The sequence below is a fragment of the Pseudomonas sp. PB3P13 genome, assembly GCF_054897735.1.
Genome location: NZ_CM142702.1, coordinates 4533279 through 4547379 on the forward strand (window position 1 = coordinate 4533279; position 14101 = coordinate 4547379).

General features: G+C 59.2%; 12 protein-coding genes. 6 read left to right on the forward strand and 6 right to left on the reverse strand.

Going from position 1 to position 14101, the window contains the following annotated elements:
* The first annotated feature begins 9 nt into the window (after positions 1 to 9).
* Both ACYZT1_RS20890 and ACYZT1_RS20895 read left to right on the forward strand, forming a co-directional pair.
* Entirely contained in the window at positions 10 to 1428 is a 1419-nt protein-coding gene (locus ACYZT1_RS20890; protein WP_462016518.1) for a short-chain fatty acid transporter, read from the forward strand.
* A gap of 108 nt (positions 1429 to 1536) precedes the next feature.
* Positions 1537 to 2706 carry a hypothetical protein gene (locus ACYZT1_RS20895; protein ID WP_462016519.1) on the forward strand — a complete coding sequence of 390 codons (1170 nt, stop codon included), beginning with the start codon at positions 1537 to 1539 and terminating at the stop codon, positions 2704 to 2706.
* Positions 2707 to 2800: 94 nt separating this feature from the next.
* Here the strand turns inward: ACYZT1_RS20895 and can are convergent, their stop codons facing one another.
* Positions 2801 to 3445 (reverse strand): carbonate dehydratase, encoded by a 645-nt coding sequence (gene can, locus ACYZT1_RS20900; RefSeq protein WP_462016520.1) that lies wholly within the window; start codon positions 3443 to 3445, stop codon positions 2801 to 2803.
* A 182-nt stretch (positions 3446 to 3627) separates the two neighbouring features.
* Here can and ACYZT1_RS20905 point away from each other — a divergent pair, with 182 nt between their 5' ends.
* Positions 3628 to 4032, forward strand: a complete 405-nt coding sequence (locus ACYZT1_RS20905; protein ID WP_462016521.1) for a serine kinase/phosphatase — start codon at positions 3628 to 3630, stop codon at positions 4030 to 4032.
* Between the two features lie 32 nt (positions 4033 to 4064).
* Here ACYZT1_RS20905 and rimI read toward each other — a convergent pair whose 3' ends face one another.
* A complete protein-coding gene (rimI, locus tag ACYZT1_RS20910; protein WP_028624736.1) occupies positions 4065 to 4517 on the reverse strand; it encodes a ribosomal protein S18-alanine N-acetyltransferase in 453 nt (150 codons plus the stop codon).
* Complete coding sequence (locus tag ACYZT1_RS20915; protein ID WP_462019295.1) at positions 4510 to 5247, reverse strand: energy transducer TonB; 738 nt, start codon at positions 5245 to 5247, stop codon at positions 4510 to 4512. Before ACYZT1_RS20915 ends, rimI begins: the two co-directional genes overlap by 8 nt.
* A 236-nt stretch (positions 5248 to 5483) precedes the next feature.
* On the opposite strand from ACYZT1_RS20915, the gene mksB reads away from it, so the two are divergent.
* Genes mksB through mksF form a run of 3 tightly spaced genes read left to right on the forward strand, consistent with a single transcriptional unit; the run spans position 5484 to position 10277 of the window.
* A complete protein-coding gene (gene mksB / locus ACYZT1_RS20920) occupies positions 5484 to 6758 on the forward strand; it encodes an Mks condensin complex protein MksB (RefSeq protein WP_462016522.1) in 1275 nt (424 codons plus the stop codon).
* On the forward strand, positions 6748 to 7449 hold the full coding sequence (gene mksE / locus ACYZT1_RS20925) for an Mks condensin complex protein MksE (RefSeq protein ID WP_462016523.1): 702 nt from the start codon (positions 6748 to 6750) through the stop codon (positions 7447 to 7449). Before mksB ends, mksE begins: the two co-directional genes overlap by 11 nt.
* Positions 7446 to 10277 (forward strand): Mks condensin complex protein MksF, encoded by a 2832-nt coding sequence (gene mksF / locus ACYZT1_RS20930; protein WP_462016524.1) that lies wholly within the window; start codon positions 7446 to 7448, stop codon positions 10275 to 10277. Before mksE ends, mksF begins: the two co-directional genes overlap by 4 nt.
* Positions 10278 to 10438: 161 nt before the next feature.
* On the opposite strand, the gene ACYZT1_RS20935 is transcribed toward mksF, so the two are convergent.
* Genes ACYZT1_RS20935 through ACYZT1_RS20945 form a run of 3 tightly spaced genes read right to left on the reverse strand, consistent with a single transcriptional unit; the run spans position 10439 to position 14004 of the window.
* Positions 10439 to 12742, reverse strand: coding sequence for a PqiB family protein (locus ACYZT1_RS20935; RefSeq protein WP_462016525.1), 2304 nt, complete (start codon positions 12740 to 12742; stop codon positions 10439 to 10441).
* Complete coding sequence (locus ACYZT1_RS20940; protein WP_462016526.1) at positions 12735 to 13358, reverse strand: paraquat-inducible protein A; 624 nt, start codon at positions 13356 to 13358, stop codon at positions 12735 to 12737. Before ACYZT1_RS20940 ends, ACYZT1_RS20935 begins: the two co-directional genes overlap by 8 nt.
* The gene (locus ACYZT1_RS20945) at positions 13345 to 14004 is read right to left on the reverse strand and encodes a paraquat-inducible protein A (protein WP_462016527.1); all 660 of its coding nucleotides are present in this window, start codon (positions 14002 to 14004) and stop codon (positions 13345 to 13347) included. The genes ACYZT1_RS20940 and ACYZT1_RS20945 overlap by 14 nt, the downstream gene beginning before the upstream one ends.
* Positions 14005 to 14101: the final 97 nt, after the last annotated feature.

Consider the following 14101-nt stretch of genomic DNA (forward strand, 5'->3'; position numbering starts at 1 on the left):
GGTACGCCCGTGGCCGCTGATATCGAAGATAGCCGCTCCGCCCGTTTTGCCCTGCGCTGCTCCAGTTTTGCCGAACGCTGGTTCCCCGATTCCTGGGTGTTCGCCGCGTTGGCGGTGATCATTGTCGCTGTCGCCACGTTGTTCATGGGTGCCAAACCCACGGATGCCGCGATGGCCTTCGGTGATGGTTTCTGGAGTCTGATCCCGTTCACCATGCAAATGGCCTTCGTGGTCATTGGCGGTTATGTGGTGGCCAGTTCCCCGCCTGCGGTGAAGTTGATCGATCGTCTGGCGCGGATTCCAAAAAACGGTCGCTCCGCGGTGGCGTGGGTGGCGTTGATTTCGATGGTCGCGTCGCTGCTGAACTGGGGCCTGTCGCTGGTATTCGGCGGTTTGCTGGTGCGCGCCCTCGCCCGCCGCACGGATCTGAAAATGGACTACCGTGCCGCCGGCGCTGCCGCTTATCTTGGTCTTGGCGCGGTGTGGGCTTTGGGCCTGTCATCGTCCGCCGCACAATTGCAGGCCAACCCGGGCAGTCTGCCGCCCTCGATTCTGTCGATTACCGGGGTGATCCCGTTTACCCAGACCATTTTTCTCTGGCAGTCCGGGGTGATGTTACTGGCATTGATCGTGATTTCGCTGATCATCGCCTATGCCACCGCGCCCGGCCCGAATTCCGCCCGTGACGCCCAGGCCTGTGGTATCGACCCAAGTTTCAACCTGCCTCCGCTGCAACCGCGCACGCGCCCCGGCGAATGGCTCGAACACAGTCCGCTGCTGATCATTGTGCTGGTGCTGCTGGCCGCGGGATGGCTGTTCCACGAGTTCTCGACCAAACCGGCAATCAGTGCGATTTCCGGGCTCAACACTTACAACTTCCTGTTCATCATGCTCGGTGCGCTGCTGCACTGGCGTCCGCGCAGCTTCCTCGACGCGGTGTCCCGCGCGGTGCCGACCACCACCGGCGTGCTGATCCAGTTCCCGTTGTACGGCTCGATTGCCGCGCTGATGACCACGGTCAAAGGCACGGATGCGCAAACGCTCGCCCATCACATCTCGACCTTCTTCGTCAGCATCGCTTCCCACGACACCTACGCGCTGTTGATGGGCGTGTACTCGGCGATTCTCGGTTTCTTCATACCGTCCGGTGGCGGCAAATGGATCATCGAAGCGCCTTATGTGATGCAAGTGGCGAATGACCTGAACTACCACCTGGGTTGGGCGGTACAGATCTACAACGCAGCCGAGGCGCTGCCGAACCTGATCAATCCGTTCTACATGTTGCCGCTGCTTGGCGTGCTTGGCTTGAAGGCGCGGGATCTGATCGGTTTCTCCTTCGTGCAACTGCTGGTGCACACGCCGCTGGTGCTGTTTATGCTATGGGCGCTGGGGACGACATTGACTTACACGCCACCGGTCATGCCTTAACGTTAAAAAGGGCCGATATTTTTATCGGCCCTGCTTTTTGTTCAGCGCGGTCTGTTTCAGTATGTGAGCGCCCCGCTTCCGGGCTCACACGCTGCAAAGGATCCGAGCATGTTCAAATTCACAGGAATCACCCTGGCCGCACTCACCCTGAGCGCCGCCGCCCACGCCGATGTCGACTTGAAGCTGGGCAGCACCGAACGCGTCACCCGACTTTTTGCCTACCCCAACAACTGCAACGTGATCTGCTTTCGCAACTGGACGCTGGAGCAGACCGTCGAGCATTACCTGACGCAAAGCGTGCGGCGCGATGGTTACAACGCCGCAAAGGTCAGGGTCAAAACCGACGACGACCAGCTTTACGTTGAAATCAAAGGCGTTCCCGAAGGTTACGAAAAACCGCTGGCAGCGCTGCTCGATGCCGGCGACCTGGCCTACACCGGCGCCAGCAAACTGAACGCCGCTGGCAAATGGGCCTACGACTGGTATTTGTTCCTGCCGCTGGGCATGGCGTTGGAGAATCGCAAAAGTGTCGAGCTGCTGCACTTTCCGCCCGATTATTCGCTGACCCAGGCGCAGGACTACTTGCGCTCGGCGACCACGGATCGCTGGGCCACGCTGCTCACCGCCAACGGCATCGCCGCTCAACAGACGCCGGGCTACCAGACCATCATCGACATCGCCCCGATTGCCGCGCCGTCCGACGCGGGCAAGGATCTGGTAGGTGTGTATGACTATTTCAAGGATTACCAGACCACCATGGTCCGGACCGTCAGCCAGCACCCGGGCGGCACTGCCTTGCCGATAGTCGCTTTCGGAGCGCCGGTGCGCAACTGGATCAAGCAGCAATATGGCCCGACCGTGGATGTCTTGGGATTGGCGACAATCAGCCCGAGCGACGGGCTGAAGGTGCCGGTCCTGGGTTCCAATCACCCCAGTTATATCTGGTACGCTGCCGACCCGGACAGCTACACCGGCAGCGACGCTCAAGCCAAGGCCGATGCGGCGGGGTTGAAAGTAATGGGCCAGGACCTGAGCGCCGCGTGCTGGCAAGCCGCAATGGGCAGCAACCCCGCAAGCGACCCTCAGGCGCAGCTCAAAAGCTGTACGCAAACCTGGCAAGTCACGCAAAAAGAAAAAACCTGCGAGCTGTTTTACACCTCGATCCGCGATTTGCCGGTCGAACAAGCCACCGCCAAATGCGCAACCGCGCCGATCCGGTCTGAACTCCGACAGCTGCAAGTTCCAGCGCCCACGCCCGCCACACCGCCGCCGCTCTGACAACCGCCGAAGACGGATCGTCGGTTGCGAAGAGTTGCTGAATGCCGAGGGCCAACACCGTTTCGAGCAGTGACGCCTGCCCCTCGGTTGACGGTTACAGCGTTTCGACCGGACGCAAACGGTATTGCGCCGGTAGCTGCTCGGAACCACTGATGGTCACATCCAGGCTTTTCCAGCGACCATCCTTGATGCCGTAGATGCAACCGTGGATCGACAGCTTTTGCCCGCGATGCCAGGCGTTTTGCACAATGCTGGTGTGCCCGACGTTGGCCACTTGCTGAATCACGTTGAGTTCGCAAAGACGATCGACCCGCTCTTCTTCGGTCGGCAGCTTTGCCAGCTCTTCGCGCTTCTCGTAATACAGATCGCGAATCGAGCGCAGCCAGCCGTCGATCAGGCCCAACTGGCGATCCTGCATCGAGGCACGCACGCCGCCGCAACCATAGTGGCCCGTGACGAGGATGTGTTTGACCTTGAGCACGTCGACCGCGTACTGAATCACGGACAGGCAGTTGAGGTCGGTGTGCAGCACGACATTGGCCACGTTGCGATGGACAAACAGGTCGCCAGGCAGCATGCCGACGATTTCGTTGGCCGGGACGCGCGCATCGGAGCAGCCGATCCACAGGAATTCTGGAGTTTGCTGACGGGCCAGCTTGGCGAAGAAGTCAGGATCTTCCTGCTTGATCGCATCGGCCCAACGCGCGTTGTTATCAATCAGATCTTGTAATTCGTTCATGCAATGACGCCTCGTGAATAATGCGCTGTTCTGACAGACGACCCTTCGTCGGGGTCACGCGCGAGATGCAGATCACCGTTTTCGCGCTGAACAATATTACGGCGATCCGGCGCTCAATGCCGGTGGAATTCTCGCGAGCTCAGTGGGTCCACCTAGTAAGGCCCACAGTATGAGGAATTGCCATGACTGATCCACGACGTCCGTTCGATGCAACGCAACCCGAGCCGATCGATGACAACGAAGACCGCATGGGCTCGATGCACGAGCTGGATTTTGACGAAGACGAACCCAGCGCGAAAATCGGTGACGAATTGCCGGAAAACGAGCGCGAGCACTTGATGCCGGAAGAACGTGTTCGTGAGGCCGGCATGACCGGCGCTTCGACTGCAGACCATGAGCCAACTGATGACGACATGAGCCCGGAAACGTTGATTCGTGAGGACGGTGCGCGGGATGCGCGAGAAGCTGGCGAGGGTGAGGCGGCCGATTGGGATTTGAGCATTGTCGATGAAAATGACATTGGCGGTGGCAGCGGGCTGGATGAAGAAGAGCTGGCGCGGCGGGATCCGTTGGACGGCAATCGTTGAATTCACGGCTGACCGAATCCCCCTGCAGGAACTCAATCCACCAGTGTGCAGGCCATGACCACTGCGTCTTCACGTCCGCCCACCGCCGGGTAATAATCCCGGCGTCGGCCGATCTCGTTGAATCCATACCGCTCATACAAGCGAAACGCGCCGCGATTGCTGTCGCGTACTTCCAGAAAACACTCCCGCGCCTCTGCCTTGTAAGCGATCGACATTAAGTGCTCCAGTAGCGTCAACCCCAGCCCGCGCCCCTGATTCTCCGGTTTGACCGTGATATTCAGCAGATGCGCTTCGTCCAGAATGATCTGCACCACCCCGTGGCCCACCTGTTGCTGCCCCTCGAACATCAGCCAGATCTGGTACTTGCCCAGCCCATCGAGAAAAATCCCGCGGGTCCACGGATGGCTGTACGCCGCGTATTCGATTTTCAGCACAGCGTCGAGGTCCGCCTCGGTCATCGGGCGAAACGATACAGCGTCACTCATTGGGTTCTTTCCAGCGCGCCATCAGCCGACGCATGGCTTGCCAGACATCAGCCTTACGCTGTGGCTCTTCCATTAATAATTCCAGGCCGGGCAAGGCCCAGACCGGGCCGAGGCTTTCGACTTCGAGCTCACGGTTGAAGGATTCTGCATTCGCTTCACCGGCAAACCGCACGGCCGGCAGACCGATCAGCCACACGCAGACGCAGGGCGCATCCTCCAGTCGCGCAGAAAGGAAACCCTGTATGAAATCGCGCGCGGCTTCCGGCCCCTGGTCCATGGTGCCGCGGGCCAGCAGCGGCCAGCGCACCGGTTCGCCGACGATTTGCGGGCTGTCCGGCAGGCCGGCGGCGCGCAGCATGTCCTTGAGCAGAAGATAAGCCGGATCGCGGGTCTGGAACGTTTCGCCTGTGGGTAACTCCACCAGCAGCAAGCACCGTCCGGCGCGCAGCAATTGCAAAGCGAAACGCGGCGGCGGCACCACGGGCGCCTTGACGACGACTGGCGCCTCTTCTTCAGGTTTGGCGTTGGTGCGCGTGCTGGCCAGTGATGGCCTTGGCACCTCGAGCTTGACCCGTTCGGCAGGTCTGACGATGGGCTCAACAGCCATATCGGCAACCGGAGCGGGCGTTACGGGGGTGACGAGCAGCGGCTCGGGCATCTCGAGCAGCTCGGGACGCGACGGTGCCGCAAAGGGCAATTCGGTGCGCGGCAGCCAGTTGACCACCTGCATGGCGGTCAAATAGGCGCGGCGGCGAGACTCGATTAGCAAAGGTCGGCCACTTGTGGATAACTGAAGTGCGCAGATTCTACCGCCCTTCGCTGAAGATCGCCCGCGCTGTTGATCGATAGAACCACCGATAGCCTTTCCACCCATGAAAATGGCGACAGCCCGTCCCGAGAGTGAATCGCATCGGTCCCGATGCAGTACAATCGCGGCTTTTCTTCGCCAACCAGCCGGCCATTCCGATGATCGAACCCAAGCGCGTCTTGCGCGCCCTCGCTGAACACTGGGCACTTCTGGAGCCACTGTGCGAGCACTTCGACCAAGGCACCCTGAGCCTCAACGAACTGCGCACGCAACTGGCCGCCCAGCAACTCGACAGTACGCCGCAGGACATCACCAGCCTGCTGGACGTATGGATCCGCCTCGACATTCTGGTGCCCGTGGCAAAAAGCCCGAACCGTTTCGAGCTCAACGCGCAGATCCACGATTTTCTCGCCTACCTGCGCCGTGAACACCGTCTGGGCCTGTGCCTTGAAATCGAAGCCTATTTGCGTCACCTCGAACGCCTGGCCGGTTACATTCAGGACGCCTTCGACATTCGTGACGGCAACGATCTGGCGCGCCAGCTGCGGCTGCTCGACATGCGTGTTCGCGATGTCCTGAAGAAGCTTGCCAACGACGAGCAGGCGCTGGTAGCCGTGGCCGAACGCGCCAAGACCAGCGATCGGCAGATCCCGCTGCGTCAGCGTTACGCCGAAGTGCTGGCGACCTGGGACGAATACGTCGAGCCGATGATTCAATTGGTGAACGCCGATGGCGCCTTTGAACAAGGCGTGCGTAAAGTCGAGAACGTTCTGCTGAAAATGCTTACCGAACAGCAACGCCTCGGTCATCTGGTCGACGACGACATGCTGCTGCGCACCCACGCGCGCATTCTCGAAATGCAGACCAGTGCGCAACTGACACTGCGCCATGCCCGTGAGCTGCTGCTACCGTTGCGCGAAGAAGCGCGGCGCCATAACGCCGTAACCCGTGGCGCCGCGCTGGCCCTTGCGGCTATCCGCCGTAAAGGTCTGGACGCGGTGCCGCAAGCGGCGATGCCGATGTTCACCCGTCCGCAAAGCACCTTCCTTGGCAGCGCCAGTCAGGTGGAAGCCTACGTTTACGCACTGGCCCGTTTCGAGGCGAAACCGGCGCGCTTCCCCAAGGCGCACAAGACCCGGAAAGGCGAAGCCCCGCGCGCACCTCGTACCGTTCGCGAAATGCTCGATCGCTGCGAAGACGCCCTGCCGATGCCGGACCTGATGACCTGGCTGCTGGAGCAGGAACCGAACGGCGCGACTGACGAATTGCTCTACTGGTTCTCGCGCCTGTCGCGGGAAAAACGCTTCAAACGCGAGCGACTCGAACGCCGCGATTATCACACTCATGAGCATCAGGTCAGCCTGCGCTCCTTCGCCCTGCTCTCGGCCCGCGACACCGCCGAGGATTCTGCGAGCACTCCTTATGCATCTTGATCTATCCGAACTGTCCCAGCTGGCACCGATTTTCCGCGAGTTGTTCAAAGGCTACCACGTCAGCCGCCGCGACCCGGAGCTGTACGCGCAACTGTCGAACTTCCAGGATCAGTACCGCACGCTGTTCAAGGCATTGGGCTTTGAACTGGTCTGCGACACCCGCGGTTTCTACTATTTCGTACCGGAACTTGCCGCCGCAGCCGTCAACAAGACTGCTCAGCGACTGGCGCTGTTCACTTTTATCCTTGTCGAGCATCTGGCGGATCAGGGCCGTGATCCGATTGCCGTGCTCGACGGTGGCAGCCTCGGTCGCGACGAATTGCCCTCGTTGCTGGAAAAATATCGTGACCTGTTCATTCAGGCCGAAGTACAAACTGTCGAAGAACTCGAAGAAAAAATCATGCGCCGCATGACTCAGCTCGGTTTTGCCAGCGAAGAGACCGGCATCTACCGCTTCCTGCCGCCCATGCACCGTTTCCTTGATGTTTGCCTGTCGGTTCAACAGGACCGCGATCTGGCAGCCAGCCTGCACAGCGTATTGCCGCTGCCGGTTCCGGTTTTGATCGACGACGACAGCGACGAAAAACTGTTGAAGACCGATGACCCGCTGGACCTCACGGATTTTGAAGAAGAAAGCGAAGAAGACGCCATGGCCCGCGCCATCGCCGAAGAACAGGAGACCGACGCATGAGCAAGGAACGCTACGGCATTCGCCGCTTCGCCCTTTTGAACACCGCCGGTTACAGTCTCGGCCTGTTTCCGCTGGAGGAACCGCTGTCGGTTTACGGCGCGAACAACCTCGGTAAATCCGCCTCCATCAACGCCTTGCAGTTCCCGATTCTGGCGCGCATGTCGGACATGAGTTTCGGCAAGTACAGCCTCGAACAATCGCGCCGTTTCTACTTTGCTTCGGACACCAGCTACATCCTCGTCGAGGTCTCGCTGCCCCACGGCCCGCACGTCATCGGCGTGGTCGGGCGCGGCCCCGGCGGTGGTTTCGGTCACCAGTTCTTTGCCTACGCCGGCAAGCTCGATCTGGCTCATTATCAGAAGAACGACACCTGCCTGCGGCAGAAAGAACTGTTTACCAATCTTGAGCAGGAAGGCCTGAAAGCCTATGAACTCAAGCCGGACGAATTGCGCCGTTTGCTGGTGGGCGGTCACACCTCCATTCCGCTGGACCTGACGCTGATCCCGCTGCGCTCCACCAGCGAACAGAGTCTGAAGACCTTCCGCGCCTTGTTCATCAACCTGCTGCACATGCGCGAGATCACGGCGGCCAAGCTCAAGCAATTGTTCCTGGATGCGTTCGAACACAGCCTGCGTTCCGGCAGCGTTGATTACATTGCCGCGTGCGAAGAAGCCTTCCGCGATGTACGACGCATGGAGCAGGACTACAACTCGCTGGTCACCGCAGGCCCGCTGGTTGAAGCGCTGGCGTCCGGCGTTGCACAGCGAAACATTCTGCGTGGCAAACTGCATCGCATCTCGCCGCTGCTCGATTCGCTGCTCGGCACCTGGTCGGACTACGCCACTGCGCGCAAGGAAGAACTGACGATTCAGGCCGAGCATTACCGTAACGAACAGGACGCACTGCAAAACGATCAGCGCGGTGGCACCCAGGAGCTGATGCGTCTCGAACGGGAAATCAGCGGCATTCAGCGCTGGCTCGGCGAGTTGTCCGTGCTCAAGCATCGCTTCGCCCTGGTGACCGACGTCAAAGTCCTCGAACAGCAACTGCTCGCAGCCAAAGACGCGCACGATGAACTGGCCGGCGCATTGGCGCAGTCGCGGCAGTTCAGTGCCGAAGACCTCGAAGAGCGTCTGCGCGATCTGGAGAAACGCCTGAAGTCGGTCAAGCAACAACTCGATCACGCGGACAACAACAGCTACGCGCGTCTGCGAGAAGAGTTTTCGCAACAGGACGTCGAGCGTCTGATGCGTCTGTTCAACAGCGCGCTGTTCAGCCTGCCGCTGGGCGAACACGGGATCACGCTGGACGAGGACGGCCAGTGGGTCAAATCCATGGAGCTGATCCTCGACGGTTTCAAAGGCGAGCGCTTCGAAGTGCCCGGTCTGTCCATCGACATCACCCACATCGAGCCGCCGGCGTTGCAAGCCCTGGCCGACCGCGCAGCGTTGCGCGATCAGAAAGAGCGTCTGGACAAAGAACTCAAGCAGTTGAAAACCCAACAAGCCGTGGCCGCTGACCGCGCCGCGAGCAAAATCCGGACCGAAGCGCTGTATCAGCAAGTGCTGGACGCGCAGAAAGCCCTGGAAGATTTCCGTCGCGCGCAAACCTTGAGCGCCGAGGAAGACGACAAGCTTGAGCAGCTGGCACAGATGGAAGCCGCGCAGGACGAATTGAAGCGTTCCAGCGACGCTTTTACCGAACGCGTCCAGCAGCTGTCGGCCAAGCTGCAACTGGTCGGCCGTCAGATCGGCGACATGGAAGCCAAGCAGCGCACCCTCGACGACGCCCTGCGCCGCCGTCAGCTGTTACCGGCCGACATGCCATTCGGCACGCCGTTCATGGACCCGATTGATGATTCCATGGACAACCTGCTGCCGCTGCTCAATGACTATCAGGACAGCTGGCAGGGTTTGTTGCGCACAGACGGGCAGATCGAAGCACTGTATGCGCAGATCCGCCTCAAAGGGGTGGCCAAGTTCGACAGCGAAGACGACATGGAGCGGCGCCTGCAGCTGCTGATCAACGCTTACGCGCACCGCACCGATGAGGCCCTGACACTCGGCAAGGCGCGTCGTGCAGCGGTCACCGATATTGCGCGAACGCTGCGCAACATTCGCAGCGACTACGACAGCCTCGAGCATCAACTGGCGCTGTTCAACCGCGAGATCAACAAGCGTCAGGTCTCCAACCTGCAGAGCTTCCGCATCGTCCTCGCGCCGAACAAGGAAGCACTCAAGCACATCGACCAGATCATCCACAGCGCCGGCCAGTACGAAGAGGGTGAAACCCTGTCCGTCTTCGACCTGAACCAAAGCGCCGATCAGGACAACAAGAACGAAGAGGCCAAGGAATATCTGGCACGGCTTGTGGCCGCCAATCACAACCAGCTCGGTCTCAAGGATTTGTTCGAGCTGGCGTTCGAGATCACCAAGGTCAACGGCTCGCCGGTCATCCATACCGACATCGACGGCGCCGCCTCCAACGGCACGACGATGACCATCAAGGCGTTGACCAACATGTATTTGTTGCTGCACTTGATGGACCGCGACCAGGCCGGTCGCGTGCGCCTGCCTTACTACCTCGACGAGGCGGCGGATATCGACGAGAAGAACCAGGCCGCTCTGCTGGAAACCAGCCTGCAACTGGGTTTCGTGCCGATTCTGGCGAGTGTGAAGCCGCAGGTTTGCGCCAGTGTCGCCATCGACCTCGAGGGCGGTAGCGGGCCGAACGGTATCTACATTGATGAGGCGGACTGGAAGTACATTCGTCGTCACGATGAGGTTAAGGCAGTTGTTCATGCAGAAGCGGAGCTGGATGCCGTCTGATTTGGTTTGAATCGGAGGCGATAAAAAAGGCCGCGATCCAATGGATCGCGGCCTTTTCGTTTAAAACTTCAAGCGTTTGTTTTAGGGCGGTTCGACTTCCACAGTAAATCTACTGTGTGAGCGAGCCTGCTCGCGATGGCGGCATCCATGCCGCGTTTACGCTACTTCCCGATCGCAATCTTCGGCGCCCAGGTCAGCCATTCATCCTCGAACTGATCGAACAGCGGGAATGTTTGCTGCGGCCGCGCCGGGTTACCCATGCGATCACCGTCCGGCGTCGCGAAAGCGATGCCGCCCTGAATCAAGGTTTCCAGCGATTCAGTCCGCACAGTCGCGCCTTTGAACAAACCGTAATCCAGACCAAATCCGCTGGTGTTCCAGAAGCGCGATCCGCTGCGCACCAATGGCGCGTATTTAGGTTCGATCAGAATGTGCACCAGCACACGATCAGCAGTCTGGCCCAATTCATAACCGGTGACCTTGCCTACCGTCACTTCCCGATAAGTTACGGGAACGCCGGTTTTCAACGAGCCACGGCGAGCAGCGCTCAGTACCAGGCTCAAGCCTGCCTCTTTATTGACCGCTTCCGGCGGCTCGGCCAAGGCGACGAAATTCTTTTGTGGACCGAGATTTTTCGCCGCGGGCTGAACCTCGATGTATTGCCCGGTCACCAGGGTTTCAAGATTTGAGGTCTTGATCAGACCCAGCTCCGGCTTCACCACCCAGAACTGACTGCCGGCCCGCGCAATACGCTCGGGCACCTCGGTAATCCGTGCCGTCAGCAGCACCGACTGCAGATCATCGCTGAGGTCGACATCCTCGATCTTGCCGACATCGAGTCCTTTGAATTTCACCGGGGTGCCGCTACGCAAACCATCAGCGCGATCGACCCGAATCGTCACAACCGTGCCTTTCTGATTGGCTTCGTCATGGCTGGCGTGTAGACGGAAGCGTGGAATGCGTTTTTGCAGCGGGGCGTTTGCGACGGGTGTTTCAAAGGCGATACCGCCGGCCATCAGGCTCTGTAACGACTCGCTTTTGACCTGAATGCCGCCAGTCAATCCGCCTGTGAGCGTAATCCCGCTGGCATTCCAGAACCGGGTCGAGGCGTTAACCAGCCCTTCGTATTCCTTTTCGATATGTACGCCGATGACCAGTTGCTTCTTGGTGCGGGAGAACTGATAGCTCTGCACCGAACCGACCTTGACCTGTTTATAGAGAATCGGGCTGCCGACTTCCAGCGAACCCAGGTTCTCGGTAAACAGCACCAGGTGCAGGCCCGGCGAGCGCAGATCGAGCGGCGGCGCTTTCGGTCTTGCCACAAACTCACGCTGCGGCGCGGCGCCTTTGTCACCCGGGCGAATGGCGATGTAGTTGCCTTTGACCAAGGCCTCCAGGCCAGTGATACCAGCGAGTGAAATCGACGGTTTGACCACCCAGAACTGCGTGCCATCGACCAGATAGTCTTCAGCCAATGGATCGAGGGTCAATTCGGCAGTGGCGGTAGACAGATCCGGATCGACCTTCAACGCTTTCAGATTGCCGACCTGAATGCCTTTGTACATCACCGGTGTGCGACCTGCCTGAAGGCCTTCGAAATCGCTGAGTTTGACCTTCACGCGCAGACCGGCGGCGGCGGCATCGAAATCCTCGTACAGCCGAAACGGCAGGCTCGGATCGGTGGCAGGGCTGTCCTTGCGGTTTTCCGGTGTAGCGAAAGCGATGCCACCCGCGACGATGCTGGCCAGCGACTCGCTGCGTACTTTCACACCGGACAAGTTGGCGTCGATGCTGATGCCACTGGCATTCCAGAATCGCGTGTGTTTGCGCACCAGCTTGGCGTAGGTCGGCTCGATAAACACCTTGAGTTCAACGGTACTTTGGTCTTCGGACAGCAAGTAGCTTTTGACCTGGCCGACCTTGATCTGCTTGTAGAACACCGGGCTGCCGCGATTCAGTGAGCCGAGGCGATCAGCCTTGATGGTCAGGTGCAAGCCGGGCTGGGCATCGGACAGCGGCGGTTCTTCGGCGAGCGCCTTGAACTTGCGGGTCGGCTCGCCTTCGCCTGGGCTGATCGCGACGTAATTGCCCGACACCAGGGTTTCAAGGCCAGTGATGCCGGCCAGGGTGACACTCGGTTTGACCAGCCAGAAGCGCGTGCTGGTCTTGAGGTATTGCTCGACATCCTTGTTCATCTCGACGGTTGCGATCACACCTTTGGCAGTGCCTTCATCGTCTAGTTTGAGTGTCTTTACCTTACCAACCGACATGCCCTTGTAGACGACTTCGGTCTTGTTGGCTTGAATGCCTTCACCGCTTTCAAAACGCACCTGGACCTCGAGTCCGGTCTCGTTGTAGGCACGCCAGCCGAGCCAGCCACCGATAATCAAGGCGATCAGTGGCAACACCCAGATGGCAGACCAGTTGGAGGCCGGTCGGGTTTTCGCTGTAGGCAAATCAGTCATGGTCGTCGTCCGACTCCGTGTTATCCCAAATCAGTCGGGGATCGAAAGTTACTGCGGCAAGCATCGTCAGAATCACCACACTGGCGAAAGCGATGGCGCCAAGATTGGCTTCGACGCTGGCAAGGCGACCGAAATTCACGACGGCCACCAGAATGGCTATCACGAAGATGTCGAGCATCGACCAGCGGCCAATAAACTCGATGAAGCGGTACATCCAGATCCGCTGGCGCGCCGAAAGCGGTTGGTGACGTTGCACCGAAAACAGCAATAATGCGAGCCCCACCAATTTGAACGTTGGCACCAGAATGCTGGCGATGAAGACCACTGCTGCAATCGGGATCATGCCGTGCTGAACCAGCTGAATAACACCGGACATAATGGTGCTGGGATCGCCCTTCCCTAACGAGGTGACCGTCATGATCGGTAGCACGTTAGCGGGGATATAGAGAATTGCCGCGGTGATCAGCAGCGCCCAAGTGCGAACCAGACAATTCGGGCGACGGGCGTGTACCACCGCGCCACAGCGGGTGCAGTTTTGTTCTTCTATGTCTGCTTCCTGCTTATTCAATTCATGGCATTCAGTACAAATCAGAATGCCTGCATCAATCGCCCGCATGGGCATCCTCTCCTGACAAAGCCTGCCAGATCTGATGAGGCGACATGGCAACCTCCAGCCAGACCTGAACCAACAACAAGCTGATAAAACATGCGAACCCCAGCCCTATGGTGATCGCGGCCATGTCCGCTAATTTGACAATCGCGACCAGGACGCCCATGAGGTATACCTCAAGCATCCCCCAGTCCCGTAAATGGTGGTAGATACGGTAAAGGAGCAGACCGTAACTGCGACCGATATCAAAACGGATGGTAAGCAGTACGGCTAACTGACAGAGCAATTTGAGCAGCGGGATCGCCATGCTGCACAGAAAAACGATGATAGAGACGCCCTGCATGCCGGTATTAAACAGGCCGACGACCCCCGTCCAGACGGTGTCTTGCGCTGACTGCCCGAGTAAATTGAGCTCCATGATCGGTAAAAAGTTCGCCGGGATGTACAACAACAGGGCGGCGATGACCAACGCCAGACTGCGTTGAACTACGTTATGTCTATGCGCATAGAGTTCGAAGCCACACTGCGGACACTCAGCCTTTTCGCCACGCGAGAGCACCGGCTTGCGCATCAACAAGTCGCATTCATGACACGCCACCAACTCGTCCAGCGGTAATTCTGACAGCCCTTGGGCGTCTACCTTAACTGGCATAAAGGTCTGACTCCGAAAAATTGGGATCTATTCTAGTGTCATGGCTCGAAAATAAATGTGCAAATTTGTTCGCTGGTATGACGACACTTTGTTTCGA